The organism is Carboxylicivirga mesophila, from assembly GCF_018271975.1.
Classification (GTDB): Bacteria; Bacteroidota; Bacteroidia; order Bacteroidales; family Marinilabiliaceae; genus Carboxylicivirga; species Carboxylicivirga mesophila.
The window spans coordinates 13141-32643 of sequence record NZ_JAGUCN010000032.1; the positions used below are offsets into that span (position 1 = coordinate 13141).

Annotated in this window: 18 protein-coding genes; 9 read left to right on the top strand and 9 right to left on the bottom strand. The window is 43.6% G+C overall.

The features are described from left to right. Nucleotides 1-52: 52 nt before the first annotated feature. Together KEM09_RS19875 and metG are read right to left on the bottom strand one after the other, a co-directional pair. A complete protein-coding gene (locus KEM09_RS19875; protein ID WP_212231188.1) occupies nucleotides 53-1966 on the bottom strand; it encodes an outer membrane protein assembly factor BamB family protein in 1914 nt (637 codons plus the stop codon). A 150-nt stretch (nucleotides 1967-2116) separates the two neighbouring features. After that, complete coding sequence (gene metG / locus KEM09_RS19880) at nucleotides 2117-4159, bottom strand: methionine--tRNA ligase (RefSeq protein WP_212231196.1); 2043 nt, start codon at nucleotides 4157-4159, stop codon at nucleotides 2117-2119. A 190-nt stretch (nucleotides 4160-4349) separates the two neighbouring features. Between metG and KEM09_RS19885 the strand changes: the two genes are divergently transcribed. The 6 genes from KEM09_RS19885 to KEM09_RS19910 all read left to right on the top strand — a co-directional run bounded on the left by KEM09_RS19885 (nucleotide 4350) and on the right by KEM09_RS19910 (nucleotide 8263). Next, complete coding sequence (locus tag KEM09_RS19885; RefSeq protein ID WP_212231198.1) at nucleotides 4350-5252, top strand: S66 peptidase family protein; 903 nt, start codon at nucleotides 4350-4352, stop codon at nucleotides 5250-5252. 3 nt (nucleotides 5253-5255) lie between these two features. Continuing rightward, nucleotides 5256-5618, top strand: a complete 363-nt coding sequence (locus KEM09_RS19890; protein WP_212231200.1) for a YraN family protein — start codon at nucleotides 5256-5258, stop codon at nucleotides 5616-5618. A 128-nt stretch (nucleotides 5619-5746) separates the two neighbouring features. After that, nucleotides 5747-6097: an MmcQ/YjbR family DNA-binding protein gene (locus KEM09_RS19895; RefSeq protein WP_212231202.1), complete on the top strand. Its 351-nt coding sequence runs from the start codon at nucleotides 5747-5749 to the stop codon at nucleotides 6095-6097. 175 nt (nucleotides 6098-6272) lie between these two features. Further along, nucleotides 6273-6854 carry a DUF502 domain-containing protein gene (locus KEM09_RS19900; protein ID WP_212231204.1) on the top strand — a complete coding sequence of 194 codons (582 nt, stop codon included), beginning with the start codon at nucleotides 6273-6275 and terminating at the stop codon, nucleotides 6852-6854. Between the two features lies 1 nt (nucleotide 6855). After that, a complete protein-coding gene (locus KEM09_RS19905) occupies nucleotides 6856-7296 on the top strand; it encodes a septal ring lytic transglycosylase RlpA family protein (protein WP_212231206.1) in 441 nt (146 codons plus the stop codon). Nucleotides 7297-7387: 91 nt separating this feature from the next. Then, a complete protein-coding gene (locus tag KEM09_RS19910; protein WP_212231215.1) occupies nucleotides 7388-8263 on the top strand; it encodes a hypothetical protein in 876 nt (291 codons plus the stop codon). A gap of 92 nt (nucleotides 8264-8355) precedes the next feature. On the opposite strand, the gene KEM09_RS19915 is transcribed toward KEM09_RS19910, so the two are convergent. The 4 genes from KEM09_RS19915 to KEM09_RS19930 form a co-directional block, all read right to left on the bottom strand. Beyond that, on the bottom strand, nucleotides 8356-8919 hold the full coding sequence (locus KEM09_RS19915) for a hypothetical protein (protein ID WP_212231217.1): 564 nt from the start codon (nucleotides 8917-8919) through the stop codon (nucleotides 8356-8358). 64 nt (nucleotides 8920-8983) lie between these two features. Then, entirely contained in the window at nucleotides 8984-9373 is a 390-nt protein-coding gene (locus KEM09_RS19920) for an HU family DNA-binding protein (RefSeq protein WP_212231219.1), read from the bottom strand. Nucleotides 9374-10037: 664 nt separating this feature from the next. Further along, a complete protein-coding gene (locus KEM09_RS19925; protein ID WP_212231228.1) occupies nucleotides 10038-11489 on the bottom strand; it encodes a DUF5723 family protein in 1452 nt (483 codons plus the stop codon). Then, nucleotides 11490-12155, bottom strand: a complete 666-nt coding sequence (locus KEM09_RS19930) for a hypothetical protein (RefSeq protein ID WP_212231230.1) — start codon at nucleotides 12153-12155, stop codon at nucleotides 11490-11492. A 177-nt stretch (nucleotides 12156-12332) separates the two neighbouring features. Between KEM09_RS19930 and KEM09_RS19935 the strand changes: the two genes are divergently transcribed. Then, the gene (locus KEM09_RS19935; protein WP_212231231.1) at nucleotides 12333-14315 is read left to right on the top strand and encodes a thioredoxin domain-containing protein; all 1983 of its coding nucleotides are present in this window, start codon (nucleotides 12333-12335) and stop codon (nucleotides 14313-14315) included. A gap of 90 nt (nucleotides 14316-14405) precedes the next feature. Here the strand turns inward: KEM09_RS19935 and KEM09_RS19940 are convergent, their stop codons facing one another. From KEM09_RS19940 to KEM09_RS19950, 3 genes are all read right to left on the bottom strand, one after another. Next, nucleotides 14406-15866 carry a M56 family metallopeptidase gene (locus tag KEM09_RS19940; RefSeq protein ID WP_212231232.1) on the bottom strand — a complete coding sequence of 487 codons (1461 nt, stop codon included), beginning with the start codon at nucleotides 15864-15866 and terminating at the stop codon, nucleotides 14406-14408. Between the two features lie 6 nt (nucleotides 15867-15872). Continuing rightward, a complete protein-coding gene (locus tag KEM09_RS19945) occupies nucleotides 15873-16244 on the bottom strand; it encodes a BlaI/MecI/CopY family transcriptional regulator (protein ID WP_212231234.1) in 372 nt (123 codons plus the stop codon). Between the two features lie 86 nt (nucleotides 16245-16330). Beyond that, nucleotides 16331-16882, bottom strand: coding sequence for a flavodoxin family protein (locus KEM09_RS19950; RefSeq protein WP_212231236.1), 552 nt, complete (start codon nucleotides 16880-16882; stop codon nucleotides 16331-16333). 137 nt (nucleotides 16883-17019) lie between these two features. On the opposite strand from KEM09_RS19950, the gene KEM09_RS19955 reads away from it, so the two are divergent. Continuing rightward, nucleotides 17020-17934 carry a porin family protein gene (locus tag KEM09_RS19955; RefSeq protein WP_212231237.1) on the top strand — a complete coding sequence of 305 codons (915 nt, stop codon included), beginning with the start codon at nucleotides 17020-17022 and terminating at the stop codon, nucleotides 17932-17934. Nucleotides 17935-17947: 13 nt separating this feature from the next. After that, nucleotides 17948-19495, top strand: a complete 1548-nt coding sequence (locus KEM09_RS19960; RefSeq protein WP_212231239.1) for a WG repeat-containing protein — start codon at nucleotides 17948-17950, stop codon at nucleotides 19493-19495. The last annotated feature ends 8 nt before the right edge of the window (nucleotides 19496-19503 follow it).

Here is a 19503-nt window from a genome sequence, read left to right on the forward strand (position 1 = left end):
AAAAAAGCCCTAAGAATAACTCTCAGGGCTTTTTAGACGCAATACAAATATCTTAATTCAGATTGTATACATTCACGTTTGTTTCATCGAAGTAGTAGAGGTAATTGGCTGTATTGTCCAGCTCAAAAATCACCTTGCGGTTGTCGCCAAAATTAAAGGCGTCTACCTCTTTACCCGACTTCTTATCTACTTTAATGATGGACATCTTATCACCAGCATCTGTTTTTTCACCTTTCAGGAAACATGCATAGTCTTTACCTGAGCGTGATGCACCTCGTAGTTTGGCTTGCTGACGTAACTTCGAATAAGCCTCATAGGTAGCTTGAGAAGTTTGTTGCAACTGCTTGGCATTTTCGCGGCTGGTGAACACACCTCCTGAAGCTGTATTCCCCTGCGAATCAGTGGCAGTCCATTCAGCACCACCAATACCTGAAGCAACAGAAGTAGCCATCAATGCCGCCTTTAATAAACGGTCGGTCTTTAACGGCTTAAAATAGTTAGCGCTCATTACTCCGCAGTTTTTATCCAGCATTATGTACTCATTCATACCTGTAATAAAGTAACCCGAATCGAATGTTTCAAACCCAACAATTTCTTCAGGCTTTTCGATGTCCAGTTTAATCTTTTCCGGCTTTTTCTCAACAGTATTCGGATTGAACAGGTAGAATTTTTTACCATCTAATATAGCCACTTTGGTATTTCTTTCATCAAAAGCTGCTTTGGCCTCTGCAGAAACGCCCATCTTCCAGATTTTCTTACCAGTCTCTTTATTAAATAAGCCCACAAATGAAGCGCCCATAATGAAAGTACCTTTCTGGTAGTCTTTCTTAATCATATCACCTTCATCGTCTTCTGGTACATCATCAAACTTAATTGGCTTCTTCCATGCTTTTTTGCCTGTTCCGGCATCTACCAGCATGATTTCATTGCCATAAAACACCTCAACACCTTCAGGTTTAATATTGATTTCCTGCACGCGTTTGGTCTCATAATCTTTTTTCCAAAGAGTTTCACCTGTCTGATAGTTATAGATGTTAATCCCCTTGTTATGCGCACATACAAAATGCTTGTCATCAAAATTCGTGTGCATGGTAAACTTATTATCCAGCTTTACAGGCTTCTTCCAAAGCTCTTTCCCGTTCTTCAGGTCAAGTGCAAAAATTGTTTTACCAAATGATGAAGCACTCATCCCGGTTAAACTACCAGCAGTTGAAGCTTGCTTAACAACTACAAGCGTTTCCTGCTTATTGTCTAAGAAGAAGGTACCTGGCTTGCACTCATTCTTCCAGATGATTTCACCATTTGAAGAATTAATTAGCAACAGGTCATTATCGTTTTTATAAACAATTTCTTTTTGGGCCGTTACCTTTGGCGCAAAAGTGCTGAACATAGATTGCATGGCTACTGATACCATCTTGCTAATGTTTTTATTGTCCTCAGTTGTTGACAGCGTCTGTTTCCAGTCTACCTGCCTTTTCTCTAAATCAATACAATACAGCACATTGGCATTATTAATTGATTTAACTTTGATGAGAATTTTATATAATTCAGGAATGATATCGTGCTCGATAATCGCAATAAATTCATCACCAGGATTACCAATCAGAATGTTGCCGGTTCCCACATCGGCCAGTTTATTGTGAATATTAACAAATGGCGTCATCGGAATTTCAACAAAACCAGATTCGTCCTCTTGTGCTTCAGTTGCCCCAACCATAGCAGTAGCATCAGTTAAAGCTTTCACCGTTTCATCCTGATAGGGTTTCTCAACAGCCCATAGTATTGATTGTTCAACATAGTTCACCCCATAATAATAACGAGATGTTTCAATAACAGGAATACCCGTAAAGTTGTGTTTGAAGATAGCCACTGGTTTACCATCAATTGGCAGTTTCCAGTCAGGTTGCTTAGACGCAAAGACAGCAATGCTCATCACAAGCATGCATAGCAGTGTGAGTTTTTTCATAGTTTAGATTATAATTGATTAATATACAGTGTGCTTATTCGAAATAACAAAATAATTGTTTCAAGTATAGCTGTTTTTTATCAAAAAATTACACAAAAAAAGGTTCTGACTAATCAGAACCTTTTAATTTATAGTGCTTTTAGATAATCTCTATCTTACCTCCGAACCAGGCTTTACAGCATTGGCCGGCGCTACAAACTCTAACTTGCCATTGGCATCTTCGGCCATCAGAATCATACCCTGTGATTCAATACCGCGGATCTTACGCGGCGCCAGGTTAACCAAAATACTCACTTGCTTACCAATGATGTCTTCGGGCTTAAAGAACTCTGCAATACCAGATACAACAGTGCGCTGATCGATACCAGTATCCACTTTCAATTGAAGCAATTTCTTTGTTTTAGCCACTTTCTCAGCTTCGATGATAGTACCTACACGGATATCCATCTTTACAAAGTCATCGAACTCAATATTTTCTTTGGCCGGAGTCGCTGTTTTATTAGCCGCTTCGTTATCTTCTTTTGTTTGAGTCAATTTATCCAACTGAGCCTGAATCGTCTCATCCTCAATTTTCTCAAACAACAACTCAGGCTTATTTACCGCATGACCTTCAGCCAGAAAATCTACTTTACCACAGTCTGCCCAGGTCAAACCATCCAGGTTCAACATACCTTGCATTTTCTTCGCAGTAAATGGCAGGAATGGTTCAATCAAGATCGCCACGTTAGCCGTAATCTGAAGCGCGATGTTCATAATTGTCTTAACGTGCTCTGCATCTGTCTTAATCAGTTTCCAGGGCTCGGTATCGGCCAGGTATTTGTTACCTAAGCGGGCTAAGTTAATCGCTTCCTTCACTGCCTCGCGGAATTTGAAGTTATCCAGCGCATCTTCTACCTTTTTGACCAGCACAGGAATCTCGTTCAGGGTTTCCTTGTCGTAATCAGTCAGTTCGCCTTGCGCAGGTACAACACCATCATAATATTTATGTGTCAATACTATGGCGCGGTTCACAAAGTTACCTAATATGGCAACCAGTTCGTTATTGTTACGTGCCTGAAAATCTTTCCAGGTAAAATCGTTATCCTTTGTTTCGGGCGCATTGGCTGTGAGCGTATAACGCAACACATCCTGCTTATCTTTAAAATCAACCAGGTATTCGTGCAACCAAACGGCCCAGTTACGAGAGGTCGAAATCTTATCGCCTTCAAGGTTCAGGAACTCATTCGCAGGAACGTTCTCAGGCAAGATGTAACTGCCTTCTGCTTTTAGCATGGAAGGGAATACAATACAGTGGAACACGATATTATCCTTACCAATGAAATGCAACATGCGTGTGTCTTCATCTTTCCAGTACTTTTCCCATTCAGGCGTCAGCTCTTTGGTGGCTGAAATATACCCGATAGGCGCATCGAACCAAACATACAGGACTTTGCCATCAGCGCCTTCAACAGGTACAGGCACTCCCCAATCCAAATCGCGACTCACTGCACGCGGCTGCAATCCCAGGTCAATCCATGACTTGCACTGTCCATACACATTGGATTTCCACTCCTTATGGCCATCCAGAATCCATTCTTTCAAAAATGGTTCGTGTTTATCTAATGGTAAATACCAGTGTTTAGTTGTTTTGATGACCGGCTTGCTACCTGACACAACTGAACGCGGATCAATCAGGTCGGTAGCATTTAATGATGTACCGCAGCTCTCGCACTGGTCACCATAGGCACCTTCGCTCTTACAATGCGGACAAGTACCCGTGATATAACGGTCGGCCAAAAACTGTTTGGCTTCTTCATCGTAGTACTGCTCCGATTCCTTCTCTACAAACTCCCCTTTATCGTAAAGTGTGCGAAAGAACTCTGAAGCTGTTTCATAATGCTTTTTGCTGGTAGTGCGTGAATACACATCGAATGAAATACCGAATTTCTCAAAAGAATCTTTGATGATGCCATGAAACTTATCCACCACATCCTGCGGCGTAATGCCTTCATTTTTGGCCTTTAAGGTAATGGGTACACCATGCTCATCAGAGCCACCAATCAACACCACATCCTCCTTTTTAAGGCGCAGGTAACGCACGTAAATATCAGCCGGTACATACACACCCGCTAAGTGACCAATATGAACAGGCCCATTGGCATAAGGTAACGCAGTGGTTACCAATGTTCTTTTGAAATCTCCAGCTTGCTTCATTCTGCTTGAATTATTTTATGGTTGCTTACAACCTACTAATCTACGGTTGAATTTAATGGCGCAAAGATATGCAAAGTAATTTATTATAGAAGTAAGATAAAAGACATAAGATTTAAGTATCAAGACACAAGACTATTTTCGTTTTAGAGATTATCTTGATACTTTTATCTTAAATCTTGATACTTCTGTTATGATATTCCCAAAGTCACTCGAAAAAGGTTCTACCATTGGTATTGTTGCCCCTGCCGGTAAGGTGGATGCTGAAGTCATTCATTATGCCGAAAAGTGTTTACACAAGCGGGGTTATAAAGTGGTAATCGGCGAACATGCTTATAATAGCTTTTACCAGTATGCGGGCAACGATGAGCACCGCCGTGCCGACCTGCAACACATGCTCAACAGTACAGATATCGATGCCATTTTTTGTGCCCGGGGAGGTTATGGCACCATCCGCATTATCGATGAGATTGACTTCACCCATTATCTCGAGCATCCTAAATGGGTAATTGGTTATAGCGATATTACGGTGCTGCATGCCGCTTTGCAAAACAGAGCAGGTGTCGCTTCTATCCATGGACTAATGCCCAAGAACTTCCCGGATAAATCAGAAGACGAGGAAGATGTTGAGAACCTGTTTAAATTGCTGCATGGCGAACTGCCAGAATACCAGCTTAAACCAAATCCGCTCAACAGAACGGGTGAAGCCGATGGCATATTGATAGGCGGCAACCTATCGTTAATATATGCCTTGCGTGCCACAGAATTAGATCCTGCTCCTCATGGTAAGATACTGTTTATCGAGGACCTGTCGGAATACCTTTACCACCTCGACCGCATGATGCAAAACCTGAAGCTGAGCGGCTTTTTGAAAGAATTAAGCGGTATTATCGTTGGCGACTTTACCGATATGAAGGACAATGATGACCCATACGGCCAAACAGCTTATGAAATTATCAAAGAGGCTGTAGAAGAATACGATTATCCGGTAATGTTTGGATTTCCGGCCGGACATAATCACCTTAACCAACCCCTTATCCTAGGCAAACGTGTGAATCTGAACGTCCAGAACTGCTCCTGCCAATTAAGTTTTTAACAGATGGCACAACACAATGAACTGGGCAAAACAGGTGAAGCCATAGCTGCTGATTACCTGGAAGAAAAAGGCTTTGAGATATTAGAGCGTAACTGGCAATACAACCACAAAGAGCTGGACCTGATTGCCATGCACGACAACTACCTGGTGGTGATTGAGGTGAAAACACGTACAACAGACGGCTGGGAAAATCCCAAAGAAGCCATAACCAATAGTAAGATTCGTTTTATTGTAGAAGCCACTGAAGCTTACATTAATGAAACTGATATAGATAATGAAGTACGCTTTGATGTAGTAACGCTGATACCCAATGGGGAGGACTGGGACATTGAACATATCGAAGAAGCTTTTCATCCTGGTTTGTAATCCAGCTAAAAAATTTAAACACAGAGACACGGAGACGCAAAGAAAGAAATCAAATTATTCCTCTGCGTCTCTGCGTCTCTGCGTTTAAATACTTATTCGTTATATTGCCAAAGCTAAATGAGTATCTTATGAATATTGAAGAATTCAGAGACTATTGCCTGGCCAAACCGGCTGTGAGCGAAACATTTCCTTTTGATGAAGTCACTCTTGTATTTAAGGTTGCCGGTAAAATGTTTGCACTAACCAGTCTGGACAAGGAGTTTAGCATGAACCTGAAGTGCGATCCGGAACGTGCTATTGAACTGCGCGAAGAATATCCGGCCATTCAGCCAGGCTACCACATGAACAAAAAGCATTGGAACACCGTATATGGTGACGGCTCCATCAAAGATGACTTGCTTAGGGAACTTATTGACCATTCTTACGAATTGATTGTTAAAAGTCTGACAAAGAAAGTGAGAGAAGAATATAATCTATAGATAATTGTTATAAACACAGAGACGCAAAGGCGCAGAGGCGCAGAGGTTTTTATTTATCAACCAGTGTCTTTAGGTTTTACAGAAAGATTATTTGAAGTCTGACTGGTAAAAAAAACAAAAGAATGAATTATTAATAACTCAGCGGCTCTGTACCTCTGCGTTAAACACTCAAGAAATGAAAAAACTAGCCAAATTCTTTTTCCAGGGTCTGCTTTATGTGGTACCATTGGCTGTAACCATTTACGTGATTGTATTTGCCTTTATCTGGCTCGATGGCCTGCTGCGCGATCTGGAGGTATTTCAGCACGAGCCTTATTCACAGTTTAACTTCCCGGGTCTGGGCTTGCTGGTGATCATCCTGTGCATCACCTTCATTGGTTTTATTGGGCAGATACTGATTACGGCGCCTATCGAGAACCGCTTTGAACGTGGCCTGAAGAAAGCACCATTGATTAAAGTGATTTACACCTCGGTGAAAGATTTATTATCGGCTTTTGTGGGGAAAGAGCGTAAGTTTGAGCGCCCTGTGCTGGTCACATTAGATAAAGAAGGCATTATGGAACGCTTTGGCTTTATCACTGCATCCGACCTCAACGAACTGGGTATTAAAAATAAACTGGCAGTTTACCTGCCCAGCTCCTATGGTATCTTAGGGGAGCTGTATGTTGTGCCAAGTGAGAATGTGAAACCCATTGATGCCCATCCGGCCGATGTGATGAAGTTTATTGTATCGGGCGGTGTGGCTAAAGTTAAATAAGATGCGAGGACTCGTTGTATTACTGCTTTTGCTGGTTAGCCTGTGGTGCCAGGCACAAGCATTCTACCAAACCGGCAAAGCCTCCTACTATGCGAGTCATTTCGAAGGAAAGCTAACAGCCAGCGGCGAGGTCTTTTCCAATAGCGCCATGACAGCCGCCCATCGCACCCTGCCATTTGGCACACAGCTGGTCGTCACCAACCTGGAGAATCAGAAAAGTGTGGTGGTTACCATCAACGACCGGGGCCCTTTTATCAAAGGTCGCATCATCGATGTTAGCGAACGTGCTGCCCGCCAGCTTGACTTTTACCGGCAAGGCATTGCCAATGTCAGTATTGAATCGCTTCACCAACCACTACCTCCTGATTCCCTGCTGCAGAAAGTCTATCATCAACCACGGCTTATCCTGCATAAAATGGGTCATGAATTTATGCTGCATTAGGGCATTTCTCAGCCCTTTGCCAAATTACTGTATTTGTCAGGCACGGCTTTTGATTGTATCTTCGTTGCACAAACACCAAAACACGTTTATAATGAAGAAGGTATTATTCATACTATCCATTGCTATATTAGCGGCTTGTAACCCAACTGCTAAGTTACCCACTATTCTCTCAGATGCGGATGCTGCTTTTAACCAGGCAGACTACACCAAAGCATATACGCTCTACGCTGAATATATCCAATTAGCCACTAGCAACAATGTAGAGGTCAGTAAAGACCTCTTGATTAAACAGGCACAAAGCTGCGCCCAGATAGATAAAGCCGATGAAGCAACTGCCATTTATGACCAGCTGTTGAAAGATGATGCTAATATTGGATTATTAGCCGAATACTCACAACTTTTACAGCGCGAAGGCCGCACCGACCAGGAGTTAGCCCTGTGGCAATCGTATGCAGATAAAATCACTACCCCGGAATTGCTGAAGCTGAAAGCTGAACGTCAGGTGTTTCTGAATGCTGCCAACGAAAATAGTGAGGCAGTTGTTGCAGCCTATGAGAGCAAAGGAGAAGCCGTACTTTCGAAGGAAGCACAACTCACCTACATTAAAGCGCTGGAAGCAACCGGTAATGCAGGCAGAGCTGTTAAAACCTGCAATGAACTCATTAAAGAACAACCAGATTATGAAGCGGCCCTGGAATGGAAAGCCAAGTATTATTACAACAAAGCCGAAGACAGATATAAGTATGAAATGGCTAAGTACAATAAAAACAAAAATGCCACTACCTATGCATACCTGCGCCGCGACCTTAAAAAGGTATCAGCTGATTTTCGTATTGCACGCGACACCTTTATCAGGCTGCGCCAGATGAATCCACAGGACCAATCCTATATCAGATACCTGAAAAACACCTACCTCAGACTGGAACAAAAGGACGATGCAGCCAGAATGGATAAGCTGCTGAAGTAAGAAGATTTGTTATACGCAAAATATAAGGCTCGCATCTTGATGTACATTAGATCAATAAGGTGCGAGCCTTTTTTGCATTTCACCACAAACAGTTATCGCCTGATTTCAAAATCAATGCTGACCATTACATAGCCCATAAAATGCTGGTTGCTGCCATATTGAAAGGTCAGTGGCCTTATTTCATAACCTATCCGCTTTGACGGATTATAAACCCTTATCCCCAATGAAGCTGTACCACCAGCATAAAACTTATGATAGTACTCTGAGCCAGTATTAAATTCGCCATCGCCCAGCAATCCCCTGGTGTAATTGCCATAAGCTCCCACCATAGCAAATAACGACAGGTGCTTACCTTTCAGCATATCGTAATACAGATGGCACCCAAAGCTGCCTGAGCGTATATACTGATCGCGTTTATCAGTCATCATTAGGGGTGTAAATCCTCCAAACAATATGTTGGGATTGATTCGTAATCGCTCCCGACTATCAATCGCCTTTTGCCAGCCAATTGTGTAAACCAGCCCCAGCCCTGATTCTTTATCCCCTTCGTTATACCCTAATCCTATGCCTGCCTTTAATGCTCCCTTTCTTTCAGCCACTTCCTGCGCCAGGCTATACGAAGGTATTAACAGAAGAATCCACAATAAATATTTCATAGCTTGATCTGCTTTTATGATTATGCTAACGACTATTTGTGTGTATTATAATGTGCCGATAACTTCACTCTTTCACCAGCTTAAAACTGGCATGCTTGAGCATCTTTTTAAAACGCACCCCAGCTCTGAACTGCACCTTCAAATCCTTTATGGAACGCCATGTTACCGCCTCTTCAGTTTCTTCGCTGTGGCTGGTAAAGTGCAGGCTAAGCGTACCCAAGTCCCCCAGTTCAACCGATTGGTTATCCAACAGGTAGCCTGGAATCGAATCTGTTAAGGCAATAAGTACGCTGTGCACCTCCCCCCGCGAAAGAGTGGTATAGCCGGCAATGTGCTCTGCCACCTCATCGAGCTTAACCCGCCGCCGCTTACAGGCCCTGGCATAATGTATTTCGCGCTGTTTGCCATCGGCATCGGCAACAGCTTGTCTGACTTTCTTGTACTTTAATGACATAGAACACTAGTTTTATGCTGACACCACAGCAGGTTGATGATCTTTCGACAGTATCATTTTCATCAAATCTACTGTGGTTTTACATTTTTGACCCGGGTTATAATTAATATTTGACCCCAGTTAAAAGATAGTTTTAACCCGGGTTAAAGTCAAGAAACTTAATGAAGAAAATTCAAACCCTTGCTTACAAAAAAGTATAAACATAGTGAGGGAAAATCATGAAGGTGCTTTGTAGAGTGATATAACTTGTGTTTTAAAAAATCTGTACCCATACACCTTCGCGCACTATTCAATGACCTAAGGCATTTCCACCTTGGGGAGGACGGTTTATGGAGGTTAATAATACATGCGAATCAATAGTTGAACCCACTCCGGGGTTCTGTTTGTAATATATTAATATACCATGGGTTGCACCCATGGTTATTAAGATTAAATCCTTTCGGGATAAAAGAATGTCCGTAGGACATTAACAATAATAGCCCCGTGCGAAGCGCGGGGTTATCAATATGGTGAGAAAACAACCCTGATATGGGTTGAAAGTGTATATTAAGCAATTTTTAACTATTGATTCGCATAATAAATTAATAATTAGGGGGATTGCCTTTTAGAAAAAAGAAGATTATCAACTTTGTGTAAAAAGTACAGATAAACTTAAAGCCAAGCTCTAGCGCCTTTTCCGGCGGCCTTTAGTATACGGATCCTGGTAGCACGGCAGAGCGCTGATGCCCTTTTTGCTTTTTTGCGCCTCATTGCGCGGTTCATCGCAGCGGGGTACAATGCTCAGCCCAAAACGCAGGTTGAGGTTGCGCTGGTTCTCAAGCTTTAAAAAACCAAGCAGGTTATCGCTCACCGCATGCAAGTGGAAAACACCCAGCTTAAGCCCCAGTCCGGCCCCAATATTCATATAATCGCCATTGATTGCGGTGTACGACAAGGAGCCATTCAGCCTTTTGTAGTTATAGGTGTTGGCCGACAAGGTAAATGCAGGCATGATGCGGTTACGATATATGCGGCTGTAGAATACCGCACCGGCATTCAGGTGGTCGGTGAAAGTGCGGGTGGCACCCAGATACATTTCAGGTGTCAGGTGGGTAGTAAAGGTATTATTATCAGGCACAGGCAAAAACTGGTGGCGCAGGCTGTCGCCCAGCTCCTGCCAATAATCGCCGTTGTTAAAATCGGTAGATGAATCAGTCCCCGTAAACTCAAAGGTGCCGTCAGACACAAACGTATTTACATCGGTTTTCCAGCCTATCACACCCAGGTTTAGCAGGCTGCCCGAGAGGGTTGTGCGCTCATCCAGCTCATAGATAAAACCAAAGTCGAACCCAACCCCCAGGTTTTTGGCATTCATCATATACTGTTGCCAGTCAATATCATCCTGCAGGTCAATGTTGTTAACATATCCTTCATCATCTAGCTCCACCTCTATCGGAAATGAGGTATGCACTCTGGTATCTAAATCAATCAACAGATTAAAATTGGTGGCATTGGTCGTTAGTCCGCCCAGCGTTTGGGGTGTATACATGCTTCCTTTGCCGAATAGTAATCGGGCATGCATACCTAATTGTAATCGCTCCGATACCTTTCGGGCAATACCCAGGGCATAGTCGCGGTAATGATAACCACTCAGGCGCAGGCCATCCAGCGAGGCTTTGCGCCCCACAAAATGCGTATTGCCATACCACAGCAGTTCGGCTGCCTCCCTGGGCATGGTATTAAAGGCCGTCACCTTCTCAGTTACCGAAAAGGTTATCCAGTTATTCTTTAACCAGAAGCCGGCATACAAAGGGGTGTAATGCACAGTGGATGCCACTATCTCGGTGTTATCGAGCTGATTCACTACCTTATCAAAATTCACATAGCTGGAGTCAGTAGCAGCATCGTAGCGCAGGGCATCATTGACTGTAAACGCGCTGTTGTTGTAGTTGCTGTGCAGCGATGCTAAAGCCGGCACCCCCACAATCCAGTCGCATTGGTAGGTAACAGCCGGGTTCACAAAGTTGGCCTGCGGCACATCGTGCATCAGAAACAGGGTGAGATTTTGTTGTGCCTTAGCCACATGACCAAAAGCCAGCAGCCCAAGAATAACAATATAGTAGGACAGCTGCTTCATTTAGTTGTTGTTAATACTGAAATCCACCTGTGCCTGCACGCCTATGGCAGCATCCAGCTGGTACGATGAAAAACTGTTGACAATGGCGTTGCTGAGCAGGATGTCTTTCACCACGCCTTCAGCAATCAATGCCCGGGCGTCCAGCAAAGCATCAATCTGTTCGTCGCTTAAGGGCAGCTGATAAGGATAAGGGTCGGTACTTGCCGGCTGCACTATGGCGCCACTTTCATCTATCTGTGCCGCTTCCAGTTCAATGGGTGATGTAGTAAGCGCTATTATCTCCCCCAATGCATCAACCAGGTATAGCTCAACGGCCATGGCTGCGGGGTAACGATTGACGATATCAAACTGCAGGAGCATCGACAGGATGTATTTTCGCTCTGAGATGGAGGCTTCCAAATCGAAATACATTATTTCCCTCTCTTCCCAACTCACCGGTTCTGAGTCAATAGGATCGGGTAAGTCAACCGGCAGCTCATACACCTCATCGTACTGCGCCGTCAGTTTGCCAAGCGGTACCGACAGGTTGGGCCGATACTCCAGGTCATCCGACAGTTTATCGGTATCAATGCCGGTGCATCCGGCCAATACCATCAGAATAAATAACAATATCGTGCATCGTGAAATCATAGATTGGTCGATAAGCAGCACCAGACTGCACTTCATTATACTAACTTATTTATTACAAACTTATTGCCCCAACAGCCAAGCGATATCCTCTAAAGCGAGTGAACTTCGGATACGGCCATCTGTTGTTCTTTAATGACTAACAGAACTGCCATATCAGTACTCAATCTCATCGCGATAGTATGGAGCTGTTCGTTACCACAAAATAATACATCTATGCACACTAATCAATTAATACACGAAACCAGCCCCTATTTATTACAGCATGCCCACAATCCAGTCAGCTGGTACCCCTGGGGCGATGAAGCATTGCAAAAAGCCAAAAATGAAGACAAACTCCTGCTGATTAGCGTGGGCTATTCGGCCTGCCATTGGTGCCACGTCATGGAGCATGAATCATTTGAGAATGAAGAGGTCGCCCAATTGATGAATGCGCATTTTATCTGTGTTAAGGTGGATAGAGAAGAACGGCCCGATGTGGACCAGATTTATATGGAAGCCGTGCAGATGCTGACCGGCAGAGGCGGATGGCCTTTAAACTGTTTCGCACTGCCCGATGGCCGTCCGGTGTGGGGTGGCACCTATTTCCCAAAAGCTCAATGGATGGCTGTATTGCAACAGCTGGCCGAACTAAATGCCAATGGCAAAGACAAGCTGCTACAACAAGCCGAAGGCCTGACCAAAGGCATCCAACAGCTGGAGATACCAGTAGCAAACACTGATGTCACACCCAACATCTACCAGGCGGTGCAAAAAAGCAGTACCCGCTTCGATGAACAGCATGGTGGCTTTGAAAGTGCTCCAAAATTCCCGATGCCAGTAGCCCTTAAGCTAATCCATCAGACAGCCGTTATGGAAGAAGATAAGCAACTGCTTTCGTTTGTGCACCTCACACTTAACCGCATGGCATCGAGCGGCATATACGACCAGGCTGGGGGCGGCTTTGCCCGTTACTCGGTGGATGAACGCTGGTTTGCGCCCCACTTTGAGAAGATGCTCTACGATAATGCGCAACTCATTGCCCTGTATAGCCAAGCCTATAAAGCGTCGCATGATGAACTGTATAAACGAATAGTGTTAGAAAGCATCGCCTTTGTGAAACGCGAACTAACATCGCCCGAAGGCATCTTCTATTCGGCACTGGATGCCGACAGCGAGGGCGAAGAAGGCCTTTTTTATGTATGGGAGTATTCTGAGTTGAAAACCCTCCTGGGCGACGATGAGCATTTCTTTCGCTATTTCAACATTACCGAAAGTGGTAACTGGGAAAACGGTAAAAATATATTGCATGGCGATGTAACACGCGAAGCCTATGCCCGCCAGTACCAGCTGGACCCGCAACATTTTGACAGCCACATTAACACCGCCCTGGAGAAACTCTTAAAAGCCCGAAAGCATCGTGTTCGACCCGGTTTGGATGATAAGACCCTCACCTCGTGGAACGCGCTGATGATTGCCGGCCTTTGTGAAGCCTACCAGGCTTTTGGAGAAGAGGCCCATCTGCAAATGGCCGAAAGCGCCATGAAATATTTGCTTGATCAGGTGCGCCAAACCGATGGCAGCCTGCTGCGCACCACCAAAAATGGCGTCAGTAAAATAACAGCCTTCCTCGATGATTATGCCCTTATGCTTGATGCACTAATCAGTCTGTACGAAGTAACTTTTAATGAGGCTTACCTGCATACAGCCAAGGAATTGTCGGACTATACCATTGGTGAGTTTTACAATGCCACTGCGCAGGTATTCTATTATACCGCCAAAAGTGGTGAACAACTGATTGCCCGCAAAACAGATGTGCAGGATAATGTTATCCCCTCATCGGTGGGTTCAATGGCCAATAACCTGATACGCCTACACCAGCTCTTTCACCTGCCGGAGTATGAAGCGATTGCCAAAGGGCTAATCGCCAGGATGACTAAAACAGCGGAAGAACACTCCACCTATTATGCACAGTGGGCATTGCTGGCCTATCTGCAGGATAAACGTCAGGAGCTGGTAATTGCAGGCGGGATGGCAGCAGCCTACAGAAAGGAGCTACAGCAGCACTTGCGACCAGGTGCCATTTATGCCGGTTCAGTTGACGGAGTATCAAAACTGGCGCTACTACAGGACCGTTTTAAAGCAGGTGCAACGTTAATTTATAAGTGCCAAAATAAGACCTGTGAGTTGCCGGTGGAAAAGCCATCTGCACTTCGTTAGCACCGTTTAGATGCCCAAGCACAAAAAAATGGACGTAATGCACATGAGAAGTCTCTGCACATTACGTCCTTTACATTATAAAATTGTCTGTTACTTGATTGGCGTAGCGGTCCCCTTTTCCGTTACAATCTGTTTTAGATTGAGAGAACCGTCATCGTTGAAGCTCACTTCCCATCCTTTTTTCCTGTATTGCTCAATAACCTGGGCTTTCTGTTCTTCGGTCATGTCCTCATAGGCAACACCCTTCTTTTGAGTTGTACCTTGTTGAACTTGACCATCATTCAACTGGAAGTTAATTGGTACCGTAAAGCTCACATTAACTGCTTTCCCGCTTTGTTTCCCAGGTTGCCATTCCGGCATTTCAGAAACTACGCGCAGCGCCTCATCATCCAACACACTAAAGCCACTTGTCCGGGCAATCTTAGCATCCTTTACCGAACCATCATCGGCAACAATAAACGTCACATAAACACGACCACTTACCCCGGCTTTTTGAGCTACTTCCGGATATTTAACCGAAGATGCGATGTAATGACGTAAAGAATCTTCTCCACCCGGGTATTCGGGCATCTCTTCTACTACAAAAAACACATCACCTGTTACCGTTTTTAGTTGGGCATTGGTGTTCTCCACAGCTTCTTTTATTTCTATTTCCTCTTCAGTCATGGCGGGCTCCTCATCGCGCAGCTCGCAGGCAAATAGAACAGCTACCATCGTCATCGTAACAATGGCAAACACTGATTTAAGACTCAATAGCTTTTGAATATTATCTTTTTTCATCATGGTAAATCGTTTTTTAGTAAGCGACTGGTTGAAGTTATTAACCGGCAACAAGCGGGCACCAGTCGCCTGAAACAACAACAACTCCTTGTAACTTTTAGCTGAATAACCTTTATCGAGCACCTGCTTATCCGCCTGAAACTCGTGTAGCTCCTTTAGCATGCTGCGCAGGAACCACGCAAAGGGATTGAACCATTGAACAATTAGCAGTAATTCGAGTAAAAGTACATCCCAACTGTGCTTTAACCGAACATGTGTCAGCTCATGTATCATAATCTGCTCCAGCTCCTTTTCGGAGTAACGCGACTGATTCACAAACACCACATTAAAGAATGAGAATGGATTAAACTGACCGGGCAAGTCAGCCACTTTGTATCCCTTGAAACTAACCAATTTCACTTTACCGGCTAATCCGCCCAATCGGACAAAGCCATACAGCAAGCGCAGCAACAAACCAAGGCAACCAACCATATACAACCATCTAAAAGCTGATGATTGTGCTACCACCGGCACCACCGCTTCTTTCGTGTTTTGGGCATAAACCGTAATGGCTCCCAGTACATTACCTACATACACATCGCCTTCAGGCGTAATTGTACGATAAAAACTAAATGTGAGCAATGGCACCACGGCTGCCACCAATAACGATAGCAGCAAGTAGAAGCGATTAAATTTGAACCTTGGTTCATAGTGCAATCCTAGTCTGTAGAAGATTGTTAGCAGGCCTAATATCAGCGACGATTCAAATAAGTAATTAACGATTAGGTTCATAATGTGTTAGTCTTCTTTATCCAAATCCTTCTTTACATCATTCAGTAATTCTTCCAGATCATTAATGTCCATCTTGTCTTCTTTAGCGAAGAAAGACACCATGTTTTTAAATGAATCCTGAAAATAATTAGACATAAAGCGCTTCATAAACACTTTCTTGTAACTCTCTTTCGACACAATAGGAAAATACACGTATCCTTTGCCCAACTTTTCATGGTCGACAAAGCCTTTGTTCTCGAGAATGCGCACAATGGTAGATACGGTATTGTATGCCGGCTTGGGTTCCGGCATGAGGTCTATGATGCTTTTTACATTGGTTTTGCCCAGTTCCCATAGTTTCTGCATCACCTGTTCTTCTGCTTTGGTCAATTCCTTCATTCTATTCAACTAAATTGTTAGTTCAAATATATGGCTTAATTCTCAACTGCAAAAACTTTTCACTACTTTTTTAGTTGAAAGAGCTATTAAGCCATTTCTTCGGTCATAATTTTATCTACCAAATCACGAAGTTGGTCATGATGTTTTTCGTCATCACGCACATCATTTTCATCATAGGCTTGTATAGCCACCGTATCGATATAAATCATACCCAAGGCCTTAAATATCCGTTGAAACTGCTCTATGGTCACATCACAATCACCCATACCAGAACCTGCTGGTAATAAAAGTGCGGCCCGCTTGCCATACAACTTTTTATTGGCAAAGTAAGGTCGGAACCGGTCAATGAGTAACTTAGTCTGTGCCGAAGGCCCGAACCAGTAAATCGGAGTTCCGAAAATAATGACATCAGCCCACTCAATGTTTTCATAAAGTACTGTCATATCATCTAATTGGGCGCAGGTCATGTCATCCAGCTTACAAAGCCTGCAATCGAGACAGGGCTCTATCTTGTGTTTGTACAAATGAAAACTGCGGCACTCAGCTCCTTTCTCAATAAGTGAGGTGGATAAGATGGATGCCATGGTAGAGGTATTACCATTATAGCGTGGACTTCCGATGAATATAGCGACGTGCATAAGAATTTATTTAGAGGTATAAAATACAATATACTAATGTTTTATCACTTTAGCTATCGCAAGTCAACAATATCGCTGTAACAAATAAACCGCAACCGTCGTCCTACTTTTGATTAATGAATTAAACACAAATAACTATGAAGAAAGCACTCAAAATAATATTGCTGGCAGCCTTTACCCTAGCTGTTCTTGGCAATAGCAATGCCCAGGAAAAAGAAAAAAGCAAAAGTGTTGTAAGTGTTGAAGAAAGTAATGGCAAAAGCATTGTAAAAGCGCCAGGTGTTAAAGTTGAAGTAGATGAGTTCAATGATACCATCACTAAAATAACCATTGGTAGTCGTCGTTTCGAGGTTATTGAGGACTATAACCGCGCACGTATTCGCATGGTGCGTGTACCACGCGAAAAATTTAAGGGCCACTGGGCAGGCTGTGATATCGGCTTTAACGGCTACATGACATCCGATTTTTCAACAGATCTCCCCTCAGATGCCTTGTTTATGGATTTGAATGGTTCTAAATCGGTGACCTTCAGCATTAACTTTCTGCAGTATAACATTGGCTTGCAGCGTAACAAAAACAATTTTGGTATGGTATTAGGCGCCGGCTGGACATTCTACAACTACCGCACCGACCAACCATATACTTTTGAGCGCGATACTGAAACCGGTCAAACAATAGGTGCACCTGTGCCAGCTGAACGAAGTGTTGAAAAGAATAAGATAACAACCTCATTTATTAATATTCCCCTGCTCTTCGAATACCAGTTTCCATCGTCGGAACCATTTCATCGGTTTTATATATCAGCAGGCCCCTACTGTGGCTTTAAAATTGGGGGGCACACTAAATTGGTATATAAAGAAAATGGCAACCGCACCAAAGACAAAGGAAAAGATGATATTAATCTGACGCCATTTCAATATGGTGCCATGGTAAGAGTGGGGTATCGCTTCATTAACCTATATGCAAGCTATAATTTCTCTACCTTCTACACCGAAAATCGCGGACCCGAATTATACCCGTTTACCATTGGTTTATCATTAGTTCAATTCTAAAACAAGCTGTACTATGCTGAAGCAATTTGCTGCCATACTGTTAACGCTAATATTGACATCTCTTAGTCTGAGTGCCCAAACCATCACACCTGAGGTCGCCTCCATTTACGAGCGCCACTGGGAGATTGAATCAGGCATATACCGGGTAATGAAGAATGGTAAAGTGGGCATCATCAAGGCAGATGGTCAGATTATTGTACCATGCGAATTCAATCAAGTGTGGAACCTCGATGATGATGGCTTTTTCAGAGTACTCAAATCAGGTAAAGCCGGCGTTTACAATATCAGTGGACAGATAGTTATCCCAGCCGAATATGATCAGGTATGGCCTTTTAGTAATGAATTGGCTAAAGTACTAAAACAAGGCAAGCTGGGTTACTTTAATAGGCAGGGCGAACAAATCATTCCGTGCCAATACCAGCAGATATGGGCTTTTGATAATGGTAAAGCACGCGTACTCAAAAATGGCAAGGTGGGTTACATCGATAGCCATGGAAATGAAATAATCCCGTGCGAATATCAGCAGATATGGGCCTTTGAAAATGGCAAGGCCCGTGTGCTTAAAAATGGCAAAGTAGGTTATATTGATAGCACCGGCAATGAAATAATCCCACCCATCTATACTCACATTTGGGCCTATGAAGATGGTAAGGCCAAAGCCCTGCTCGATGGTCAAATGATTTGGATTGATGAAATGGGGCATCCGCTTGATTTACCGGCTCCTGAAAACGACTATACCCAGAATGATTCACAATCATCGGTGACTAATCAGAATGAAAAAGAAATCATTGTTGAAGATGAAGATGGCAATAAAACGCATATTAAGGTACTAGGCAGCGACATTGTAATCAATGAAAAAGGCAAAAATACTTATATCGAAATAGGAGGAAGAAACAGGGACAAATACCGGGAATACCATCGCCGATTTAAAGGGCATTACACAGGTGTTGAATTTGGCTTTAACAATTATGTCACCTATAGTGGCAGCACCAATCTACCAACCGACGATTCATTTATGGAACTCAACAGCGGGCGCTCCAACAGCTTTGCCATTAATGCCCTGCAATGGAGCATTGGTTTAGATCGAAGGGGTAATTTAGGTCTTGTAACTGGCTTGGGAATAGAATGGAACAACTATCACTTTTCGAATCCCATTATCCTGACCAAAGATGCAGATGGCAACATCAGCTATGAGGATGCGACTCGCCCACTGGATAAAAACAAACTGGTGACAACACACCTGAATGTGCCACTACTGATGGAGTTTCAAATACCGACTAACCACCGACGTCAGCCTTTCTATATTTCAGCAGGTGGTATTGGTGGCATGCGCATTAACTCGTACAATCGCATTGTCTATGATGACAGCGAGGACCCACATAAACAAAAGAAAAAAAGCGCCTACAATCTGCAGAAATTCAGGTATGGTGGCATGGTGCGCATCGGCTACAGGGCCATCAATCTATATGGCACCTATTACTTCTCTACTTTGTTTGAAGAGAACAAAGGGCCCGAATTGTATCCGGTTTCGGTGGGATTAAGCATCTACCTGGATATATAATAATTATA

Excerpts from the sequence above, each read along its gene's own strand:
- KEM09_RS19875 (WP_212231188.1), bottom strand. The coding sequence starts at position 1,966 with ATGAAAAAACTCACACTGCTATGCATGCTTGTGATGAGCATTGCTGTC.
- metG (WP_212231196.1), bottom strand. The coding sequence starts at position 4,159 with ATGAAGCAAGCTGGAGATTTCAAAAGAACATTGGTAACCACTGCGTTA.
- KEM09_RS19885 (WP_212231198.1), top strand. The coding sequence starts at position 4,350 with ATGATATTCCCAAAGTCACTCGAAAAAGGTTCTACCATTGGTATTGTT.
- KEM09_RS19890 (WP_212231200.1), top strand. The coding sequence starts at position 5,256 with ATGGCACAACACAATGAACTGGGCAAAACAGGTGAAGCCATAGCTGCT.
- KEM09_RS19895 (WP_212231202.1), top strand. The coding sequence starts at position 5,747 with ATGAATATTGAAGAATTCAGAGACTATTGCCTGGCCAAACCGGCTGTG.
- KEM09_RS19900 (WP_212231204.1), top strand. The coding sequence starts at position 6,273 with ATGAAAAAACTAGCCAAATTCTTTTTCCAGGGTCTGCTTTATGTGGTA.
- KEM09_RS19905 (WP_212231206.1), top strand. The coding sequence starts at position 6,856 with ATGCGAGGACTCGTTGTATTACTGCTTTTGCTGGTTAGCCTGTGGTGC.
- KEM09_RS19910 (WP_212231215.1), top strand. The coding sequence starts at position 7,388 with ATGAAGAAGGTATTATTCATACTATCCATTGCTATATTAGCGGCTTGT.
- KEM09_RS19915 (WP_212231217.1), bottom strand. The coding sequence starts at position 8,919 with ATGAAATATTTATTGTGGATTCTTCTGTTAATACCTTCGTATAGCCTG.
- KEM09_RS19920 (WP_212231219.1), bottom strand. The coding sequence starts at position 9,373 with ATGTCATTAAAGTACAAGAAAGTCAGACAAGCTGTTGCCGATGCCGAT.
- KEM09_RS19925 (WP_212231228.1), bottom strand. The coding sequence starts at position 11,489 with ATGAAGCAGCTGTCCTACTATATTGTTATTCTTGGGCTGCTGGCTTTT.
- KEM09_RS19930 (WP_212231230.1), bottom strand. The coding sequence starts at position 12,155 with ATGAAGTGCAGTCTGGTGCTGCTTATCGACCAATCTATGATTTCACGA.
- KEM09_RS19935 (WP_212231231.1), top strand. The coding sequence starts at position 12,333 with ATGCACACTAATCAATTAATACACGAAACCAGCCCCTATTTATTACAG.
- KEM09_RS19940 (WP_212231232.1), bottom strand. The coding sequence starts at position 15,866 with ATGAACCTAATCGTTAATTACTTATTTGAATCGTCGCTGATATTAGGC.
- KEM09_RS19945 (WP_212231234.1), bottom strand. The coding sequence starts at position 16,244 with ATGAAGGAATTGACCAAAGCAGAAGAACAGGTGATGCAGAAACTATGG.
- KEM09_RS19950 (WP_212231236.1), bottom strand. The coding sequence starts at position 16,882 with ATGCACGTCGCTATATTCATCGGAAGTCCACGCTATAATGGTAATACC.
- KEM09_RS19955 (WP_212231237.1), top strand. The coding sequence starts at position 17,020 with ATGAAGAAAGCACTCAAAATAATATTGCTGGCAGCCTTTACCCTAGCT.
- KEM09_RS19960 (WP_212231239.1), top strand. The coding sequence starts at position 17,948 with ATGCTGAAGCAATTTGCTGCCATACTGTTAACGCTAATATTGACATCT.